16 protein-coding genes are annotated in these 21,185 nt (G+C 63.5%); 13 read left to right on the forward strand and 3 right to left on the reverse strand.

What is annotated here, in order from left to right:
- Positions 1-92 precede the first annotated feature (92 nt).
- The 3 genes from mmsB to chvE form a co-directional block, all read right to left on the reverse strand.
- Positions 93-1,376: a multiple monosaccharide ABC transporter permease gene (mmsB, locus tag ACLI1C_RS14775; protein WP_411397941.1), complete on the reverse strand. Its 1,284-nt coding sequence runs from the start codon at positions 1,374-1,376 to the stop codon at positions 93-95.
- A complete protein-coding gene (mmsA, locus tag ACLI1C_RS14780; RefSeq protein WP_411397943.1) occupies positions 1,373-2,905 on the reverse strand; it encodes a multiple monosaccharide ABC transporter ATP-binding protein in 1,533 nt (510 codons plus the stop codon). Before mmsA ends, mmsB begins: the two co-directional genes overlap by 4 nt.
- 104 nt (positions 2,906-3,009) lie before the next feature.
- A complete protein-coding gene (chvE, locus tag ACLI1C_RS14785; protein ID WP_411397945.1) occupies positions 3,010-4,086 on the reverse strand; it encodes a multiple monosaccharide ABC transporter substrate-binding protein in 1,077 nt (358 codons plus the stop codon).
- Between the two features lie 441 nt (positions 4,087-4,527).
- On the opposite strand from chvE, the gene ACLI1C_RS14790 reads away from it, so the two are divergent.
- The 13 genes from ACLI1C_RS14790 (at position 4,528) to ACLI1C_RS14850 (ending at position 21,179) form a co-directional block, all read left to right on the forward strand.
- Positions 4,528-5,298: a FadR/GntR family transcriptional regulator gene (locus ACLI1C_RS14790; protein ID WP_411397946.1), complete on the forward strand. Its 771-nt coding sequence runs from the start codon at positions 4,528-4,530 to the stop codon at positions 5,296-5,298.
- A gap of 66 nt (positions 5,299-5,364) precedes the next feature.
- Positions 5,365-6,321, forward strand: coding sequence for a sugar-binding transcriptional regulator (locus ACLI1C_RS14795; protein WP_411397947.1), 957 nt, complete (start codon positions 5,365-5,367; stop codon positions 6,319-6,321).
- Positions 6,322-6,482: 161 nt separating this feature from the next.
- Positions 6,483-7,790 carry an ABC transporter substrate-binding protein gene (locus ACLI1C_RS14800; RefSeq protein WP_411397949.1) on the forward strand — a complete coding sequence of 436 codons (1,308 nt, stop codon included), beginning with the start codon at positions 6,483-6,485 and terminating at the stop codon, positions 7,788-7,790.
- A 116-nt stretch (positions 7,791-7,906) separates the two neighbouring features.
- Positions 7,907-8,779 (forward strand): carbohydrate ABC transporter permease, encoded by an 873-nt coding sequence (locus tag ACLI1C_RS14805; RefSeq protein ID WP_411397950.1) that lies wholly within the window; start codon positions 7,907-7,909, stop codon positions 8,777-8,779.
- A gap of 11 nt (positions 8,780-8,790) precedes the next feature.
- A complete protein-coding gene (locus ACLI1C_RS14810; protein WP_411397952.1) occupies positions 8,791-9,621 on the forward strand; it encodes a carbohydrate ABC transporter permease in 831 nt (276 codons plus the stop codon).
- A 10-nt stretch (positions 9,622-9,631) separates the two neighbouring features.
- The gene (locus tag ACLI1C_RS14815; RefSeq protein ID WP_411397953.1) at positions 9,632-10,636 is read left to right on the forward strand and encodes an ABC transporter ATP-binding protein; all 1,005 of its coding nucleotides are present in this window, start codon (positions 9,632-9,634) and stop codon (positions 10,634-10,636) included.
- 12 nt (positions 10,637-10,648) lie between these two features.
- Positions 10,649-12,124 carry a mannitol dehydrogenase family protein gene (locus ACLI1C_RS14820; protein WP_411397955.1) on the forward strand — a complete coding sequence of 492 codons (1,476 nt, stop codon included), beginning with the start codon at positions 10,649-10,651 and terminating at the stop codon, positions 12,122-12,124.
- Positions 12,125-12,190: 66 nt separating this feature from the next.
- Positions 12,191-13,777, forward strand: a complete 1,587-nt coding sequence (locus tag ACLI1C_RS14825) for an FGGY-family carbohydrate kinase (protein ID WP_411397956.1) — start codon at positions 12,191-12,193, stop codon at positions 13,775-13,777.
- Positions 13,778-14,069: 292 nt separating this feature from the next.
- Positions 14,070-17,420: a DUF2126 domain-containing protein gene (locus ACLI1C_RS14830; protein WP_411397957.1), complete on the forward strand. Its 3,351-nt coding sequence runs from the start codon at positions 14,070-14,072 to the stop codon at positions 17,418-17,420.
- Positions 17,421-17,423: 3 nt separating this feature from the next.
- The gene (locus ACLI1C_RS14835) at positions 17,424-19,835 is read left to right on the forward strand and encodes a circularly permuted type 2 ATP-grasp protein (protein WP_411397958.1); all 2,412 of its coding nucleotides are present in this window, start codon (positions 17,424-17,426) and stop codon (positions 19,833-19,835) included.
- A gap of 4 nt (positions 19,836-19,839) precedes the next feature.
- Complete coding sequence (locus tag ACLI1C_RS14840; protein ID WP_411397960.1) at positions 19,840-20,718, forward strand: transglutaminase family protein; 879 nt, start codon at positions 19,840-19,842, stop codon at positions 20,716-20,718.
- Positions 20,719-20,816: 98 nt separating this feature from the next.
- Positions 20,817-20,981, forward strand: coding sequence for a hypothetical protein (locus tag ACLI1C_RS14845; RefSeq protein ID WP_411397961.1), 165 nt, complete (start codon positions 20,817-20,819; stop codon positions 20,979-20,981).
- A gap of 39 nt (positions 20,982-21,020) precedes the next feature.
- Positions 21,021-21,179 (forward strand): DUF3309 family protein, encoded by a 159-nt coding sequence (locus ACLI1C_RS14850; RefSeq protein ID WP_201661439.1) that lies wholly within the window; start codon positions 21,021-21,023, stop codon positions 21,177-21,179.
- Positions 21,180-21,185 lie beyond the last annotated feature (6 nt).

The raw sequence follows: 21,185 nt of genomic DNA on the forward strand, positions 1-21,185 counted from the left end.
TCCGACATTTCGCGGCGCAACCCGTCAGACGTCCTCACAAACAAAAAGGCCGCCGGGTCACCCCGGCGGCCTGAGCATTCAACCACGCGCTGTCAGGCCGAGCGGTTCTTGTTGTAGAGGTCGAAGAACACGGCTGCGAGCAGCACCACGCCCTTGATCATCTGCTGCAGGTCGATGTTGATGCCCATGATCGACATGCCGTTGTTCATCACGCCCATGATGAAGGCGCCGATCACCGCGCCGGCCACCGCACCCACGCCGCCCAGCGCGGAGGCGCCGCCGATGAACACGGCCGCGATCACGTCGAGCTCGAGACCCTGCCCGGCCTTCGGCGTCGCCGAATTCAGCCGCGCCGCGTAGATCATGCCGGCCAGAGCCGCCAGCGCACCCATGATGGCGAAGACATAAAAGGTCAGCCGTTCGGTCTTGATGCCCGACAGCGACGCCGCCTTGAGGTTGCCACCCAGTGCATAGATGCGACGGCCAAAGGTCATGCGCTTGGTGACGAACACGAAAAGCGCGATGAGCAGGCCCATCACCACCAGCACGTTGGGCAGGCCGCGATAGGAGGCCAGCATGTAGCAGAAGAACAGCACCAGCGCCGCAATCACCAGGTTCTTGACGACGAACAGGCCGAAGGGCTCGTTCTCATAGCCGCGCGCGAGGCGCCGGGCGCGGCCACGGATCGCCATGAACAGCATGGCGACGATGGCTACCAGCCCGATAACCATTGTGGTCGTGTGCAGCACCAGCGGCTGCACGCCTTCGCTGGCCGGGATCAGCGTGGTCGGCCCGATGATGTCGGGGATGAAACCGGCAGACAGCAGCTGGAACTCGGCGGGGAACGGACCGACCGACTTGCCGGCCAGGATCGCCAGCGACAGGCCCTTGAAGATTAGCATGCCGGCCAGCGTCACGATGAAGGCGGGTATCTTGTGATAGGCGATGAGATAGCCCTGCGCCGCGCCGATCGCAGCGCCAACCACGATACAGATCGCGCCGGCCACGAGCGGATGGGCCAGGAAAGCCAGTTCGGGAGGAAAGCGCCAGCCCACCATCAGCATGGCGGCGAGCGCGCCGACAAAGCCGGCGACCGAGCCGACGCTGAGGTCGATATGGCCAGCCACGATCACCAGCAGCATGCCCAGCGCCATCACGATGATATAGCTGTTCTGCAGGATGATGTTGGTCAGGTTCAGCGGCTTGAACAGCACGCCCCCGGTGGACCACTGGAAGAACAGCATGATCAGGATCAGCGCCAGCAGCAGCCCATAGTCGCGCAGATTGGCCTGCAATGCACCCCAGACGCTGAGCTGCTGATTGGTGGCCTGTTCGCCGGTCGGCGTAATGCCCGGCTGGGCGGTTTCTGTGGTCATGATGCCTTCCCTTCAGCGCGGACGATTGCGCGCATGATCTTTTCCTGGCTGGCTTCGCTGGTCGGCATTTCGCCAACGATGCGGCCTTCGTTCATTACATAGACGCGGTCGGTAATGCCCAACAGTTCCGGCATCTCCGAGGAGATGACGAGGACGGCTTTGCCCTGCGCCACGAGCTGGTTGATGATCGTGTAGATTTCATACTTGGCGCCGACATCGATGCCGCGCGTCGGCTCGTCGAGGATCAGCACATCCGGATTCGAGAACAGCCACTTGCTGAGCACGACCTTCTGCTGGTTGCCGCCACTGAGATTGCCGGTCACCTGAAAGACGCTGGACGAGCGGATATTGGTCTTCTTGCGATATTCATTGGCCACGTCCATCTCGGCCATGTCGTCGATCACGCCCACTTTGGAAATGCCCGCCAGATTGGCGATCGTGGTATTGTGCTTGATATGGTCGATAAGGTTCAGGCCATAGGTCTTGCGGTCTTCGGTAGCATAGGCAATCCCGCTGGCCACGGCCTTGCCCACAGTCGACGTGTCGACCTTCTGGCCATGCATGAACACCTCGCCGGTGATCTTCTGGCCATAGGACTTGCCGAAGACGCTCATGGCAAATTCGGTGCGGCCCGAGCCCATCAGCCCGGCAATGCCCACCACTTCGCCCTTGCGGATATTGAGCGAGATATCCTTGATGACCTGCCTGTCGCGGTGGAGCTGGTGGAAGACGTTCCAGTTCTTGACCTCGAACACAACTTCGCCGATCTGCGGCACGCGCGCCGGATAGCGGTCGTCGAGCGAGCGCCCCACCATCAGCGTGATGATGCGGTCCTCGGTAATGTCTTCCTTGTTCAGCGTCTCGATGCTGCGCCCGTCGCGGATCACCGTAATCCGGTCGGCGACCTTGGAAATCTCGTTCAGCTTGTGGCTGATCAGGATCGAGGTAATGCCCTGCTTGCGGAATTCCATCAGCAGCTCAAGCAGCGCCGCGCTGTCCTTTTCCGACAGGCTGGCCGTCGGCTCGTCGAGGATCAGGAGCTTGACTTCCTTGCTGAGTGCCTTGGCGATTTCCACCAGCTGCTGCTTGCCCACGCCGATATTGGTCACCAGCGTATCGGGATCTTCGGTCAGTCCCACCATGCCGAGCAGCTTGCGCGCCCCGTCGCGGGTCTCGTCCCAGTCGATCACCCCGGCCGTCGCCTGCTCGTTACCGAGGAAGATGTTCTCGGCGATCGACAGCAGCGGCACCAGCGCCAGCTCCTGGTGGATGATGACGATGCCCTTGTGCTCGCTGTCGCGGATCGACTTGAAGTGCTGCTCTTCGCCCTTGTAGATGATCTGGCCGTCATAGCTGCCAGACGGGTAGACCCCGCTCAACACCTTCATCAGGGTGGATTTGCCGGCGCCATTCTCACCCACGATGGCGTGGATTTCCGCTTCCCGGACCTCGAGGTTCACATCCGACAGCGCCTTGACGCCGGGGAAGGTCTTGGTGATGCCGCGCATCTCCAGAATGGTATTGCTCATTCGTCGCCTTCTCGTACTCACCAAGCGTCGCATTGTAGCGCTCTGACCCGGTGACGGGAAAGGGCCCCGCGTCACCGCGGGGCCCCGATTGCAGAAGCCGAAGCTTACTGGATGTCTTCGGCCTTGATGTAGCCCGAGTCGATGACCAGAGCCTGGTAGTTGCTGAGGTCGACTTCATACGGGGTCAGCAGGATCGAAGGCACAACCTTGACGCCATTGTCATAGGTGGTGGTGTCGAGGCCTTCCGGCGTACCGCCGGAAACCAGCGTGTCGACGAGGTCGGCAGTGGTCTTGGCCAGTTCGCGGGTATCCTTGTAGACGGTCGAGTACTGCTCGCCGGCAACGATCGCCTTGACCGAGGGAGCTTCCGCATCCTGGCCGGTGATCACAGGCCAGGGCAGGTCGGCCGAGCCATAACCAACGCCGCGGAGCGACGAGATGATGCCGCGCGACAGGCCGTCATAGGGAGCCAGCACGCCATGGACGCGGGTGCCGTCGGAATAGTTGGCCGACAGGATGTTGTCCATGCGGGCCTGTGCGACAGCACCGTCCCAACGCAGCGTACCGACGGTGTCCATGCCCATCTGGCCCGACTTCACGACGACGTCACCGGCGTCGATCATCGGCTGCAGCACGCTCATGGCGCCATCGTAGAAGAAGAAGGCGTTGTTATCGTCCGGCGAACCGCCGAACAGCTCGACATTCCACGGCTTCTGGTCGGCAAAGTTTGCCTCGAGGCCCTTGACCAGCGAGTTGGCCTGGAGCACGCCCACCTGGAAGTTGTCGAAGGTGGTGTAGAGGTCGACATTGGCGGTGTCGCGGATCAGGCGGTCATAGGCGACAACCTTGATGCCGGCATCGGCAGCCTGCTGCAGCACGGCGCTGAGCGTGGTGCCGTCGATCGAAGCGACCACAAGTGCCTTGACGCCCTTGGTGACCATGTTTTCGATCTGCGCGAGCTGGTTCGGGATATCGTCTTCTGCGAACTGCAGGTCGACGGTGTAGCCCTTGGCTTCCAGAGCCGCCTTGAGTTCATTGCCGTCCGAGATCCAGCGCAGCGACGACTGCGTCGGCATTGCGATGCCGATCTGGCCCTTGTCCTGGGCGAAGGCTGCGGTGGAAGCGGTCAGCGCCATTGCGCCGACGGCCAGCACGGTGGCAAGCGTCTTGAAAATCTTCACGTCTCGACTCCCTTTTGTACTTCGAGTTCAGAAGTTTGGATGGTCTTCAGGGGAGAGGCCCCGGCGAGCAAGTCCAGCTGTCGAAGGGCGGTTCGCAAAACAAACCTGCCCCAGGCCGACCACGGAAACCGATCGAGCGCGCAGGGCACTCGTCCAGTCCGTACTGCAAGAAATCCTCCAGCATCATGGCTGCTGTTGCTGCCTGGAGCCCTCCCAAGCCCACGGCGCGGAAACTAGGATAATCAGATATCGGTGTAAAGGCGCTTTCCCGCAGATGCCGAATTTTTTCGACTATCGAATATTAACGATACTGCTTGTTTTCGGGGCGATTGCGGCACACACCCTCAGCCGCTATCATGTTCACATTGTTGAGGTACGTACCCGGAGAAGATCGCAAAGCGACCCCGGAATGTCAAAGGTATCAGATACCTTGGAGGAGCCGTGACCACTGCCGAAGGTGACCAGCGCACCGACCAACCCACCGCTGCCATGACCATTGCCGATGCTCTGGCGCGCGAGATTTTGAGCGAGATGAGCCCGGGCGTCAGCCTGCCCAGCGAGGCGGAACTGGCCGCCCGCTACGATGTCAGCCGCCTGACCATCCGCGAGGCAGTCAAGCTTCTGGAGGGGCGCGGCCTGCTCGCCATCGCGCGCGGTCGCAAGGCCGTGGTGCGCGAACCTGATGGCGCTGCTTTCGCCGATTTTCTCACCTCGGTCATCCGATATGATTCCAAGGGCCTGTTCGATCTCGTCGAGGTGCGCCTGGCACTTGAAGTGCAATCGGCAACCCTCGCCGCCAAGCGCGCCACCCGTGCCGGCATCGCCGCCATCGAGAGCGAATTGCAGGGCATGCGCGATACGGTCGGCATTCCCGGCGAACCCATGACGCATGAGCAGGAGGTCGGCTTCCACACCCATGATGTCGGCTTCCACGAGGCCGTGGCCCTGGCTAGTGGCAACCGCGTCCTGGGCTTTCTGTTCGAGGCCATGGCAAGGCCCCTGCGCGAGGGATTTTTCATCAGCCGGCGCGGCCATGAGCAGCGCGGCCATTCCCTGCATGACACCATCGAGGCCCATCAGCGCATCCTCGACTGCATCAAGGCCGGCAATGGCCGCACCGCAGCCGAGGCCATGCGTGTCCACCTCAAGGATACCGAGCGCGATATCCGCGTCGCCATGCGGCAGCTGGCCCGGCAGGGCCCGGGCACCTGATGCATAAACGCCTTGCGGCGGCGCGCGCCATGGCCGAATAATCCGCGCAAACGTGCAGGGCAGGCCATGGCGCAGCGAATAGACACCTCGATCAATCGGCTGGACGATGCCGCCCGCGCCGGTTGGCTCTATTATGTTGCCGGCAATACCCAGGAGGAGATCGCTGCCAAGCTGGGCATTTCCCGCCAGTCCGCGCAGCGCCTGGTTTCGCTCTCGGTCAGCGAGGGCCTGATCAAGGTTCGCCTTGATCATCCGATCGGCCATTGCATGGATCTGGCCAGCCGCCTCAAGGCGCGCTTTGCCCTCGACCTTGTCGAGGTCGTCCCGTCCGATCCAAGCAGCGAATCCACCACCATCGGCGTGGCCGAGGCGGGCGCGGCCGAAATCGAACGCTGGCTCAAGCGTCCTGATCCCATCGTCATGGCCATCGGCACCGGCCGCACGCTCAAGGCGGCCGTCGAGCAGCTCATGCCCATGGAGTGCCCGCACCACAAGGTGGTCTCGCTCACCGGCAACATCGCCCCGGACGGCTCTGCAGCCTATTACAACGTCATTTTCAACATGGCCGATACGGTCAAGGCCCGCAGCTTTCCCATGCCGCTGCCCGTCATCGCCTCATCGGCGCGCGAGCGGGAGCTGCTGCATGCCCAGCCCATGATTCGCGAAACCCTCGCTTTGGCCGCCAAGGCAGACGTCACCTTTGTCGGCGTCGGCGATATCGGTCCCGATGCACCGCTCTATCTCGACGGCTTCATCACCGACGCAGAGCTCAAGGGCCTGCAGAAGGCCGGCGCCATAGGGGAGATCTGCGGCTGGAGCTTCGATGCCGAAGGCAAGCTGGTCGATGGCATCATCAACGATCGCGTTGCATCGGCACCTTTACCGTCGCGCGAACGCTCGCTTGTCGTGGCAATCGCCATGGGCAAGCGCAAATTGCCCGGCATCAAGGCAACGCTCAACCGCCGGCTGGTTAACGGATTGATCACCGACGAGCGGACCGCAGAAGGCCTGCTGAACCTCTAGTAACCACTTGGATTATCAGAACAATTCCGGCCGCTACAGCGTGCACTGACGTACGCACGTCAGACCGCCAGCGCATGGCACGCTTGACTCTGCCGCATAAGTTGTGAGTATTTGCCCATTGCCGGAACAAATGCCCGTTTCGGTTTCTGGGAGGTATATCGATGAAATTGACACCCATTCTCGTGGGCGCGTTCACCCTTGCGCTGGCGGCTTCCGCCTCTGCGCAGACGCTCACCATTGCCACCGTGAACAACGGCGACATGATCCGCATGCAGGGCCTGTCCACTGCATTCACCGAAGAAACCGGCATTGAACTCAACTGGGTCGTGCTCGAAGAAAATACGCTGCGCCAGAACGTCACCACCGACATCGCCACCAATGGTGGCCAGTATGACGTGATGACCATCGGCACCTATGAGGCCCCGATCTGGGCCAAGCAGGGCTGGCTGGCCCCGCTCGACGGCCTGTCCGCCGACGCCGACTACGACGTGGACGACCTGCTCCCAGCCATCCGCGACGGCCTGTCGGTCGATGGCAAGCTCTATGCCGCGCCCTTCTACGGCGAGAGCTCGATGGTCATGTACCGCAAGGACCTGATGGAAAAGGCCGGGCTGACCATGCCCGACGCCCCCACCTGGGAATTCATCGGCGAAGCGGCTCGTGCCATGACCGACCGCGACAATGACATCAACGGCATCTGCCTGCGCGGCAAGGCCGGCTGGGGCGAGAACATGGCCTTCCTCACCGCCATGTCCAACTCCTTTGGCGCCCGCTGGTTCGACGAGACCTGGACCCCCCAGTTCAACACGCCCGAGTGGAAGAACACGCTCGACACCTATCTGTCGCTGATGGCCGATGCCGGCCCGTCCGGCGCCTCGTCCAATGGCTTCAATGAAAACCTGACCCTGTTCCAGCAGGGCAAGTGCGGCATGTGGATCGACGCCACCGTCGCCGCTTCCTTCGTGACCGGCGCTGATTCTACCGTCGCCGATCAGGTTGGTTTCGCCCTGGCGCCCGACAACGGCCTGGGCAAGCGCGGCAACTGGCTCTGGGCCTGGTCCCTGGCCATCCCGAACTCCTCGCAGAACAAGGAAGCTGCCGAGCAGTTCATCGATTGGGCGACCAACAAGGAATACCTGGCAACCGTCGCCGCAGCCGAAGGCTGGGCCAACGTTCCCCCGGGCACCCGCACCTCGCTCTACGAGAATGCCGAGTACCAGGCTGCCGCGCCCTTCGCCAAGATGACACTGGACTCCATCAACGCCGCCAATCCAAGTGAACCGACCGTTCAGCCGGTGCCCTATGTCGGCGTGCAGTTCGTGGCCATCCCCGAGTTCGCCGGCATTGCCACCAATGTGGGCCAGCTCTTCTCCGCGGCCCTGGCCGGCCAGATGTCGGCCGACGATGCCCTGGCCCAGGCTCAGGATGCCACCACGCGCGACATGACCCGCGCCGGTTACATCAAGTAGGTCTCCTCCCGAGACAAGCCGCCCGGTCAAAGGTCCCCTCTGGCGACCGGGCGGCTTCCCTTCTTCCCCCTTGAGGAAGACGGCTCCAAGTTCTGTTTCAGGAACGGATCACCAGCATGGCCACCGCACAGACCCGTACACTCTCTCGCATCATGATGGCGCCCGCCGTCATCGTGCTGCTGATCTGGATGATCGTGCCGCTGGTCATGACGCTCTGGTTCAGCTTCCAGAACTACAGCCTCATCAACCCGATGATGACCGGCTTTGCCGGCTGGGCCAATTACATCTATGTCCTGGGCGATCCCAGCTTCACCCAGTCGCTGGTCAATACGCTGATCCTGGTCGGCGGCGTGCTCGCCATCACCGTCATCGGCGGCACCTTTCTGGCGCTGCTGCTCGATCAGCCCATCTGGGGCCAGGGCATCCTGCGCATCATCGTCATCTCGCCCTTCTTCGTCATGCCCCCCGTGGCGGCATTGATCTGGAAAAACGGCTTCATGCATCCCGGCTATGGCGTGCTGGCGCATCTGTTCGAATTCTTCGGCCTTGAGCCGGTCGACTGGTTCAACCAGTATCCGCTCTTCTCGGTCGTCATCATCGTCGCCTGGCAATGGCTTCCCTTCGCCACGCTGATCCTGCTCACCGCCCTGCAGTCGCTCTCCGAAGAGCAGCGCGAGGCCGCCGAGATGGATGGCGCCAATGCCATCAACCGCTTCTACCATATCATCCTGCCGCACATGGCCCGCTCGATCACCATCGTGATCCTGATCCAGACCATCTTCCTGCTCGGCATTTTCGCCGAGATCCGCGTCACCACCGGCGGCGGCCCCGGCTATGCCTCCACCAACATTGCCTTCCTCGTCTTCCGCACCGGCATTCTCTCCAACGACATCGGCGCCGGTTCCGCCGGTGGCGTGGTCGCCGTCGTCATCGCCAACATCGTTGCATTCTTCCTGATGCGCGCTGTCGGCAAGAACCTCGACGCGTAGGGAGCAGACCAATGGCACGCAACGTTTCCACCGGCACCAAGATCGGCTTCACCTTCGCCGCCTGGGCCATCGCCCTGCTGCTATTCTCGCCCATCCTCTGGGTGCTGCTCACGGCCTTCAAGACCGAGGCCGAGGCCATCGCCAACAGCCCGACCTTCCTGCCGCAGAACTTCACCCTGGAGAATTTCTCCGCGGTGCAGGACCGCTCGGACTACGTCAAGCACGCGACCAATTCGATCCTGGTCTCGGTCGGCTCGACCCTGCTCGGCCTTGCCATCGGCATCCCTGCCGCCTGGGCCATGGCCTTCGCGCCCACCAAGCGCACCAAGGATGTCCTGATGTGGATGCTCTCCACCAAGATGATGCCTGCCGTCGGCGTCTTGATCCCGATCTACCTGATCTTCCGCGACCTGCGCCTGCTCGACACCGTGCATGGCCTGACGCTGATCATGACCCTGATCAACCTGCCGATCATCATCTGGATGCTCTATACCTACTTCAAGGAAATCCCGGTCGACATCCTCGAGGCCGCCCGCATGGATGGGGCCGAGCTCTACAACGAGATCGTCCACGTCCTCGTCCCCATGGCCGTCCCCGGCATTGCCTCGACGCTGCTGCTCAACGTCATCCTCGCCTGGAATGAGGCCTTCTGGTCCATCACCCTGACCTCGGGACGCGCCGGCACCCTGACCGCCTTCATCTCTTCGTTCTCCAGCCCGCAGGGCCTCTTCCTCGCCAAGCTCTCGGCGGCGTCCCTGCTAGCCATCGCGCCGATCTTGCTCATGGGCTGGTTCAGCCAGAAACAACTCGTCCGCGGCCTCACCTTCGGCGCTGTTAAGTAAGGACTACAAAATGGGTTCTATCTCCCTGCAACACGTCAAGAAGTCCTTCGGCGAAGTCCAGATCATCCCGGACATCTCCCTCGACATAAAGGATGGCGAATTCGTCGTCTTCGTCGGCCCCTCCGGCTGCGGCAAGTCCACCCTGCTCCGCCTGATCGCCGGCCTCGAAGACACCACCAGCGGCACCATCCTGCTTGATGGCCAGGACATGACCAAGGCCCCGCCCGCCCGGCGCGGCCTCGCCATGGTGTTCCAGTCCTATGCGCTCTATCCGCACATGACCGTGCGCGACAACATCGCCTTCCCGCTCAAGATGGCCAAGGCGCCCAAGGAAGTGATCGACCAGAAGGTCGAATACGCCGCGCGCACCCTCAACCTCTCGTCCTACCTTGACCGCCGCCCACGCGCCCTGTCCGGCGGCCAGCGCCAGCGCGTCGCCATCGGCCGCGCCATCGTGCGCGAGCCCAAGGCCTTCCTCTTCGACGAACCCCTGTCCAATCTCGACGCCGCCCTGCGCGTCAATATGCGGCTGGAAATCACCGAGCTGCACCAGCAGCTCAAGACAACGATGATCTACGTCACCCACGATCAGGTCGAAGCCATGACCATGGCCGACCGCATCGTCGTGCTCAATGCCGGCAATGTGGAGCAATTCGGCTCCCCGCTCGATCTCTATAAGAAGCCCGCCAATCGCTTCGTCGCCGGCTTCATCGGCAGCCCCCGCATGAATTTCGTCGATGGCCCGGAGGCCGCCAAGCACAACGCCCATTCCATCGGTGTCCGCCCCGAGCATTTCAAGCTCAGCCGCGATCCGCTCGCCAATGCCTGGAAGGGCAAGGTCGGCGTCGCCGAGCAGCTCGGCTCCGACACTTTCCTTCACGTCCATGTCGAGGGCCTTGGCCTCATGACCATTCGCACCGATGGCGACCAGACCTTCAGCCATGGCGACGACGTCTACCTCACGCCCGACCCCACCCGCATCTACAGGTTCGATGCCGCCGGCATCGCACTCTAGGAACGATCCACCATGACCACCAAGCTCTCGGCTCAGGCTCTCGACTCCATCACCACGGCGTCAGTCCCCGCTTATGACCGGAGTGCCCTTAAGGCCGGCATCGTGCATTTCGGCGTCGGCAACTTCCACCGCGCCCACCAGGCCGTCTATCTCGATGATCTCTTCGCCACCGGTTCCGACCACGATTGGGCCCTGGTCGGCGCCGGCGTACGCGAAGCCGACGAAGCCATGCGCCAGAAGCTGCTGGCGCAGGATTGGCTCACCACCGTGGTCGAGCAGGAAGCAGATGCCAGCTCTGCCCGCATTACCGGCGCGATGATCGATTACCTCAAGCCCGGCGACGCCGCGGCCGTCATCGACCGTCTCTCTGATCCTGCCATTCGCATCGTCTCGCTGACCATCACCGAGGGCGGCTACTACATTGATCCGGCGAGCCAGAAATTCGATCCGGCTCACCCCGACATCGCCTGGGACGCAGCCCATATGGACGCGCCCAAAACCGCTTTCGGCCTGATCCTGGCTGGCCTGCTCCGCCGCCGCGGCGCCGGCATCGCGCCCTTCACCGTCATGAGCTGCGACAACATCCCGGGCAATGGCCATGTCACCGAGAATGCCGTCGTCGGCCTTGCCGAACTGGTCGATATGGGCCTGGCGCAATGGGTACGAACCAATGTCGCTTTCCCCAATGGCATGGTCGACCGCATCACCCCCGCCACCTCTGACCGCGAAAAGGCGCTCCTCGCCGAAAACTTCGGTATCGATGACAACTGGCCGGTCTTTTGCGAGAGCTTCAAGCAATGGGTGCTGGAAGACAATTTCCCCGCTGGTCGTCCGGCGCTGGAAAAGGTGGGCGTGCAGTTCGTCAAGGATGTTGCGCCCTACGAGCATATGAAGATCCGCATCCTCAATGGCGGTCACGCCACCATCGCCTATCCGGCGGCCCTGCTCGATATTCATTTCGTGCATGACGCCATGAACAACCGGCTGGTCAGCGACTTCCTGGCCAAGGTGGAAAACGACGAGATCATCCCTGTCGTCCCCCCGGTCCCCGATACCGATCTCGACGACTATTTCGCCCTCTGCCAGCGCCGCTTTGCCAATCCCAAGATCGGCGACACCACCCGCCGCCTGGCGCTGGACGGCTCCAACCGCCAGCCCAAGTTCATCATTCCCTCGGCCCTCGACCGCGTCAGTGCCGGCAACTCGGTCAATGGCCTGGCGCTCGTATCGGCCCTCTGGTGCCGCTATTGCCACGGCACCACCGAATCTGGCGCCGTCATCGAGGCAAATGATCCGAGCTGGGATCGCCTCACCGCCCAGGCCAAACTGGCCAAGGACGATCCAAAGGCCTGGCTCGCCATGACCGACATCTATGGCGACCTGGCCCGCAACCAGACCTTCATCGCTGCCTTTTCCCACGCCCTGACCACGCTGTGGTCCATCGGCACAAGGGCGACCCTGCAGCGCTATCTTGCCGACCAGCTCTAGCCATGTAGCCAACCCGCTTGCCTTCAGCTACCTTCGCGCCCGAACCGAGAAGAAGGCGCTCGATCTTTGACGCAAAGCCTCCTGGTAGCAGTGGATGTGGGTACGGGGAGTGCCCGGGCAGGCGTGCTGACGGCCCGGGGATCGCTGGTCAGCCGCGCCGAACATCCCATTGTCATGAACCGTACCGACGCCAATCATGCCGAGCATGATAGCGAGCAGATCTGGCTGGCCGTGTGCACAGCGGTACGCGAGGCTCTGGCCACCGCCGGCGCCGATCCCGTCAATGTCGTTGGCCTCAGTTTCGATGCCACCTGTTCGCTCGTGGTGCGCGATGCCCAGGGCCAGCCGGTCACCGTCTCGACCAATGGCGAAGACAATTGGGACACCATTGTCTGGCTCGATCACCGCGCTCTGGCCGAAGCCGATGAATGCACCTCGACCGGCCACAAGGTGCTGGCCTATGCCGGCGGCGTCATGTCGCCGGAGATGGAAGCGCCCAAGCTCATGTGGCTCAAGCGCCATATGCCCAAGAGCTGGGCTCGCGCCGGCCAGATGTTCGACCTGGCCGACTTTCTCTCCTGGAAAGCCACTGGGTCCCTCGCCCGCTCGCAGTCGACCCTGACCTGCAAGTGGACCTATCTGGCGCATGAGCAACAGGGCTGGCAGCACGACTTCCTCGCCACCATCGGCCTTGAAGACCTCATCGACAAAGCTGCCCTGCCCCAGCAGGCCAGCCCGGTCGGCACGGACCTCGGCCCGCTGACCGCGACGGCGGCGGAAGCGCTTGGCCTCACCACCGCCTGCCGCGTCGGCGCCGGCCTGATCGACGCCCATGCCGGTGCGCTCGGGGTTCTCGGCGCCTTTGCCCACGATATCGACACCATCGATCATCACCTGGCACTCGCCGCTGGTACCTCCAGTTGCGTCATGGCGCTGTCGGCCGAGGATCGCCCGACCACCGGTGTCTGGGGCCCCTATTTCGGGGCGGTCCTGCCGGACGTTTGGCTCAACGAAGGCGGCCAGTCGGCCACTGGTGCCCTGCTCGACCACATCATTCGCTGGCACAGCGCCGGGGGCGAACCCGGTCCGCAGATGCATTATGACATCGCCCAGCGCATCATGGAGTTGCGCATGCGCGAAGGGCGTGCGCTGGCCGACCGGCTGCATGTCCTGCCCGATTTCCACGGCAATCGCTCGCCCCTTGGCAATCCCTTTGCGCTAGGCGTCATTTCCGGCCTCACGCTCGACAGCGACTTCGACTCCCTGTGCCGCCTCTACTGGCGCGCCGCCGTCTCGATCGCCCTCGGCGTCCGGCACATCCTCGAAACGCTCAACACCCGCGGCTACGCCATCGATACCCTGCACGTCACCGGCGGGCACACTCGCAACGCGGTGCTGATGGAACTCTATGCCGATGCCACCGGCTGCACTGTGGTCGAATCCTCGGCCAAGGACGCCACCCTGCTCGGCATGGCCATGGTCGCCGCGACCGCTGCTGGCCTCTATCCCACCCTCCAGGCCGCCTGCGTTGCCATGCAGCAAGGCGGCCGCGAACGCGCCCCCGACGCTACCGCGCGCCCGCAATTCGACAAGGACTACCGCATCTTCCTCGAAATGCTGCGCCAGCGTCAGGTCATCGACGAGATGGTGTAGCCGACACGTCGCGCCTCCCTCTCGGTGCAATGTAGAATGGACTGAAGGCCTGGAGGCCTGGAGGGGTTGTCGGGTTGGCACACATGCGGGCTACCTTTGATCCCTCCCCGCCCGTGTGGGGTGTCGACTGCATGATGGCGGACCACTGAACGAGGATACGTTGAGGAGAGGCATCCCGATATGCCTTTGCAACCCACCCTATCCACCATTCGCCTATCCCCGGCCGACAAACACCGGTAAGCTCTTTTCCGGGAAGCCGAATTTTGTGGTCTGAAGCGAGCGACTGGAACGCATGTCGATCAAAGCCGCTGTCTATCATCTGACGCACTATAAGTACGATCGCCCGGTCTATCTGCAGCCCCAGATTATCCGGCTGCAACCGGCGCCGCATTCCAAGACCAAGGTGCTGAGCTATTCGCTCAAGGTTTCGCCCGCGCTGCACTTCGTCAATGTGCAGCAGGACCCCTATGGCAATTTCCTGACGCGCTTCGTCTTTCCCGAGCCGGTCACCGAGCTCAAGATCGAAGTCGACCTAGTTGCCGACATGACGGTCTACAATCCTTTCGACTTCTTCGTGGAGGAGAGCGCCGAGATCTGGCCCTTCGAATATCCCGAAGATGTCCGCGCCGATCTCTCCATCTACATGCAGCCCGAGCCCGTGGGTCCCCTGCTGCAGAAATTCCTCGACGGCATCGACAAGACGCCGATGAATACGGTGAACTTCGTCAGCGCCATCAATGCCTCCATCCAGCAGCACATCGCCTATATCGTGCGCATGGAAACCGGTGTCTGGACGCCCGAGGAAACGCTGGGCAATGCCAGGGGCAGCTGCCGCGATTCCAGCTGGCTGCTGGTCCAGACCCTGCGCAATCTTGGCTTCGCCGCCCGTTTCGTCTCCGGCTACCTGATCCAGCTCAAGCCCGACCTCGTCTCACTCGACGGGCCCGCCGGCACCGATCATGATTTCACCGACCTGCACGCCTGGTGCGAGGTCTATCTGCCCGGCGCCGGCTGGGTGGGGCTCGACCCCACTTCGGGCCTGCTGACGGGCGAAAGCCACGTGCCGCTGGCGGCCACGCCGCATTATCGCAATGCAGCGCCGATCTCCGGCTTTGCCTCCTATGCCGAGGTCGATTTCGCCTTTGACATGCGCGTGACCCGCGTTGCCGAGCATCCGCGCATCACCAAGCCCTTTGCCGACGAAAGCTGGGACGAGCTCGATGCGCTCGGCAAGCAGGTCGACAAGGTGCTGGTCGAGAATGATGTTCGCCTCACTATGGGCGGCGAGCCAACCTTTGTTTCCATTGATGATTTCGAGGCCGACGAGTGGAATACCGGCGCTGTCGGACCCACCAAGCGCACCTTGGCCGATGACCTGATCCGCCGCCTGCGCAGCCGCTTTGCCCCAAATGGCATGCTGCATTACGGCCAGGGCAAGTGGTATCCGGGCGAAACCCTGCCGCGCTGGACCTTCTCGCTTTACTGGCGTCTCGATGGCAAGCCGGTCTGGACCGATGAAAGCCTCATCGCCCGCGAAGGCGTCAAGACGTCAGCAACCCATGCCGATGCGCGCAGATTTCTTGAGGTTTTCTCGCACAATCTGGGTCTCACCGGCGAAACCATCGACGAGGCCTATGAGGACCCGGGCGAGTGGCTGCTCAAGGAAGCCAACCTCCCGGCCAATGTCGATCCCGCCAATTCCGAACTGGCTGATCCCGAAGCCCGCTCGCGCATCGCCAAGGTGTTCGAACGCGGCCTGACCACCCCCACCGGCTACGTCTTGCCGGTGCAGCGCTGGAATGCCGCCGCCTCCAGCCCCTGGCTCACCGAAAAGTGGAAGACCCGCCGCGGCAAGCTCTTCCTCGCCCCCGGCGACAGCCCGGCAGGCTATCGCCTGCCGCTGAGTTCGCTCAAGCATCTCAAGCCCACCGAATATCCCCATGTCGTGGCTCAGGATCCCGGCGCGCCGCGCGGCGCCCTGCCCGATCCGGTCGAGCTGCTGGCCCGCCAGAAGACCGGCCTTGAGGCCGATCCGCGCGCCCAGGCCACCGCCGACTTCACCGCCGCCACAGAACAGCAGGACCGCGTCGAGCAGGAAATCAGCGAAATCGAGGGCGAGGTCCGCACCGCCGTCACCGCCGAGATCCGCGACCACCGCCTCTGCGTCTTCCTGCCGCCGGTCGAAAAGCTCGAGGACTATCTCGAGCTCATCGCAGCCGCCGAGGCCGCGGCCAAAGTGGTCGGCCAGCCGGTCCACCTCGAAGGCTATGCTCCCCCGCACGATCCGCGTCTCAACGTGATCCGCGTCGCGCCCGATCCGGGCGTCATCGAGGTCAACATCCATCCCGCCTCGAACTGGGATGATTGCGTGGCGACCACCACCGCCATCTACGAAGAGGCACGCCAGTCGCGCCTCGGCGCCGACAAGTTCATGATTGACGGCCGTCATACCGGTACCGGCGGCGGCAACCATGTCGTGGTCGGCGGCGCCACCCCGCATGACAGCCCCTTCCTGCGCCGCCCCGACCTGCTCAAGTCGCTGGTCCTGCATTGGCAGCGCCATCCGGCCATGAGCTACCTGTTCTCGGGTCTGTTCATCGGCCCTACCAGCCAGGCGCCGCGCTTCGACGAAGCGCGCCACGACAGCCTCTACGAACTCGAAATCGCCATGGCGCAGGTGCCCCATCCGGCCTCGCTCGAGCCCGCACCGCTGCCCTGGCTGGTCGATCGCCTGTTCCGCAACCTGCTCGTCGACGTCACCGGCAACACCCACCGCTCCGAGATCTGCATCGACAAGCTCTATTCCCCCGATGGCCCCACCGGCCGTCTGGGCCTCGTCGAGTTCCGTGGCTTTGAAATGCCGCCCAATGCGCGCATGTCGCTGGCCCAGCAGGTGCTGATCCGCGCCCTCATCGCCCGCTTCTGGACCGACCCGCTTGATGGCCCCTTCATGCGCTGGGGGACCACCCTTCATGATCGGTTCATGCTGCCGGCTTTTGTGTGGCAGGACTTCCTCGATATCCTGGCCGATCTGGAACGCCACGGCTTCAAGCTCGACCCCGCCTGGTTCAAGGCCCAGCTCGAATTCCGCTTCCCCTTCTGCGGCGAAGTCGAATACGAGGGCATGAAACTCGAACTGCGCCAGGCCCTTGAGCCCTGGCATGTCATGGGTGAACAGGGCGCCATCGGCGGCACCGTCCGCTTCGTCGACTCCTCGGTGGAGCGCCTGCAGGTCAAGCTCGAAGGCATCAATCCCGAGCGCTACGCCGTCACCTGCAACCAGCGTCCCGTGCCCCTAAGGGCAACTGAAACCAAGGGAATTTCTGTCGCCGGCGTGCGCTACAAGGCATGGCAACCCGCCTCGGGCCTGCACCCCACCCTGCCGGTCAACACCCCACTGGTCTTCGATATCTACGATCGCTGGACCCAGCGCCCGGTCGGCGGCTGCGTCTATCACGTCGCTCATCCCGGCGGCCGCAGCTACGATACGTTCCCGGTCAACGGCAACGAAGCCGAGGCCCGCCGCCTCGCCCGCTTCGTGCCGCAGAACTATACGGCAGGTGGCTACGTCCTGCGCGAGGAAAAGCCTGCGGACGAATTCCCGCTGACGCTTGACCTGCGACGCCCCCCACGCTTCTGGTAACGCATGGAAATGCGGAATCAGAAGTCAAAGGGCAAGCCACCGGCCGGACCCAGCATTATTGCCGACTATCGGTTGCAGCCGGGCATTCCCGACGAGATGATCGATGCGGACGGCAATATCCGTCCGGGCTGGTCACAGCTGATGTCCGCTTTCGACAGGCTCGGTCCCAACGAGTTGGCGGCCCGCTTCGAGCGGGCCGATCAGTATCTGCGGGATGCCGGCGTGTTCTACCGCAAGTATGACGGCGCCGAAGGCAAGGAGCGCGACTGGCCCCTGGCCCATGTGCCCCTGCTGATCGGCGAAGCCGACTGGTCGCGCATCAGCGCCGGCCTTATCCAGCGCGCGGAACTGCTCGAAACCGTCATCGCCGATATTTATGGCGACAACACCCTGGTGCAGCAGGGCTTTTTGCCGCCCGAACTGGTAGCGCGCAACGGCGAATTCCTGCGGCCGCTGGTGGGCGTCAAGCCGGTCAGCGGCAACTATCTCCACTTCTGCGCCTTCGAGCTGGGTCGGGGCCCCGATGGCGCCTGGTGGGTGTTGGGCGACCGGGCACAGGCCCCCTCCGGCGCCGGCTTCGCGCTGGAAAACCGCGTTGCCACCACCCGCGCCCTGTCCGATGTCTTCGCAGACATGAATGTCCAGCGCCTCGCCGGCTTCTTCCGCAGCTTCCGCGATACGCTGTTTGCCGATGCCAAGCGGGATGGTGGCCGTGTCGGCATCCTCACCCCCGGCCAGCTCAACGAAACCTATTTCGAACACGCCTATATCGCCCGCTATCTCGGCCTGATGCTGCTTGAAGGCGAAGACCTCATCGTCGAGGACGGCAAGGTCATGGTGCGCACCGTCGCCGGGCCCAAGCCGATCAGCGTTCTTTGGCGCCGCATGGATGCCTCCTTCGTCGATCCGCTCGAACTGCGCTATGATAGCCGCATCGGCACGCCGGGCATGGTCGATGCCCTGCGCCACGGCTCCATCTCGATGATCAATGCCCTGGGCACCGGCCTGCTCGAAACCCGCGCGCTGGCCGCCTTCATGCCGCGCCTTGCCCAGAAGCTCCTGGGCGCCGACCTGCTGCTTCCCGAAATCGCCACCTGGTGGTGCGGTCAGCCCCGGGAACAACGCCACGTCCTCGCCAATTTCGACAACCTGCTGATCGGCCCGGCCTTCGCCACCACCCTGCCCTTTGACGACCTGCGCGGCACCGCGCTGGGCTCCACCGTTCCGCCCGACCAGAAGGCAGCGCTGCTCGAGCGCATCCGGGCTAATGGCGCCGACTATGTCGGCCAGGAGCCCGTGCAGCTCTCCACCGCACCGGTTTATGTCAACGGCAAGCTGGAACCGCGCCCGATCACCCTGCGGGTGTATGCCGCCCGCACCGCCGAAGGCTGGACCATCATGCCCGGCGGCTTCGCCCGCGTCGCGTCTACCCTCGACACCAGCGCCATCGCCATGCAGCGCGGCGGCCAGGCGGCCGACGTCTGGGTTCTGTCCTCCAAGCCGGTGGAGCGCGTCTCCCTCCTGCCGCGCGATGGCCAGAAGCTGGTCCGCAATTCGCCCGGCAGCCTGCCAAGCCGTGCCGCTGACAATCTGATATGGCTGGGCCGCTATGCCGAGCGCTGCGAAGCCACCGTGCGCATCCTGCGCGCCTACAATGCGCGGCTTGCCGAACTCAGCAAGGCGGATTTGCCGATCCTGACCCACTGCGCCGCTTTCCTCGACACTATCGATGTCGACGCTTCCGAGGCCATGCCGCAGGGCCTGCTGGCTTCGATCGACAGCGCCGTGCACAGCGCCGGCCAGATCCGCGACCGCTTCTCGCCTGATGGCTGGCTGGCGCTCAACGACCTGCAAAAGACCGCGCAGCGCTTTGCCGCGCGCATCGGGCCGGGCGATGACGCCACCCGCGCCATGACCGTGCTCCTGCGCAAGCTGGCCGGCTTTTCCGGCCTCGTGCACGAAAACATGTATCGCTTCGCCGGCTGGCGCTTTCTCGAATTGGGCCGCCGCCTCGAGCGCGCCATCCAGATTGCCCGCATCCTGAGCTGGCTCACCAGCAAGACCGCACCCGATGGCTCGCTCGAAATGCTGCTCGAAATCGGCGACAGCGTCATGTCGCATCGCCGGCGCTATTCGGTCAGCGCCGGCACCCAGAGCGCCATCGACCTGCTGGCGCTCGATCCCCTCAACCCGCGTTCGGTCATCTTCCAGCTCAGCGAGCTGCGCGCCCAGATCGAAATGCTGCCCGGCGGCATTGACGATGGTCAGCTCTCGCCCGCAGCAAAGGCCGCGCTCGAGATCGAAACCGAGCTGCGCATCGCCGAACCCGCGGACATGACCCCGCAACGTCTCGACAAGCTGGCGGCCGATATCGGCGTGCTGGCCGGCCTCGTGGCCGCAGCCTATTTCGTGTGACGTGATGCTCTACGATGTACGCCTGGAACTGCACTACGACTATGACGCCACCGTCCATGGCGGCCGTCACCTCATCCGCGTCGCCCCCATCACCATTCCCGGTGTGCAGCGCGTCGTCGCGGCCGGGCTCTCCTTCGAACCCCGCCCGCAGCGGGAGAGCACCTTCACCGATTTCTTCGGCAATTCGGTCACCACGCTCACCTATTTCACCCCCCATGATCACCTGGCCATTCGCCTGACGGCGCGCGTCCAGATGGAGGATCTGCACCCGCCGGCCGATCTTTCGCCGACGCGCGAGGGGCTACGACTTGAGATCGCCCGCTACTGGTCGGTCGAGCCCGATAGCCCGCACCACTTTCTCGCCGCCTCGCCCCGCGTTCCGCTTGTCCCTGCCATCACCGAATATGTCGAGGCTGTCGCGGCCGATGCACCCTCCGTCATGGCGGCGGCAACCGCCCTTTGCATGGCGATCCATCGCGACTTCGCCTACGACCCCAAGGCCACCGACGTCGAGACCAAGCCCGCCGAAGCCTTCGCCCTGCGCAAGGGGGTCTGTCAGGACTTCGCGCATGTGATGATCGCAGGGCTGCGCGGCATAGGCATTCCCGCCGGTTATGTCTCCGGCTTCCTGCGCACCAACCCGCCCAAAGGCAAGCCCCGCCTCGAAGGTGCCGATGCCATGCATGCCTGGGTGCGCGCCTGGTGCGGCCAGCATGTCGGCTGGGTCGAGTTCGACCCCACCAATGCCATGATTGCCGGACCCGACCACATCTCCATCGGCCATGGCCGCGACTATGCCGATATCTCGCCCATCGTCGGTGTCCTCAGGACGCACGGCTCGCACGAGACCACCCAGTCGGTGGATGTGCTGCGCGTCGAATAACATCTTCAAACTGAATCAATGACGACAAGGGAACCAAGTTGATTGGCGCCCGTTTCTTGGTCACGCGCACTATAGCGCCGGACCAAGCGGAGACCGTCATGACGAACATGCAGATCAAGGCGCTGGCGAACAAGGGCCCCACCGCAGTGGTGTGGACTGAAGGTTATGATGGGCAGACCCATTATGGCGACGTGTTCAAGGCTCTCACCCCTGCCCTGTTCATCCTGGCTACCGCCGCCGGTCTCCTGGTTGCCGTGCTTTAGCGGCCACTAAGCGTCACAAGAACAACAAGGAGAGCTACCATGGGCTTGGGTACAATTCTCATCATCATCCTTATTCTGCTGCTGATCGGCGCGCTGCCCAATTGGGGTTACTCGCGCGGCTTCGGCTACTTCCCCTCCGGCATCCTGGGTGTCGTGCTGGTCGTCGTTCTCATCCTCGTATTGATGGGACGCATCTAGCCATCC

It is taken from the genome of Devosia sp. XGJD_8 (assembly GCF_046614475.1).
Classification (GTDB): domain Bacteria; phylum Pseudomonadota; class Alphaproteobacteria; order Rhizobiales; family Devosiaceae; genus Devosia.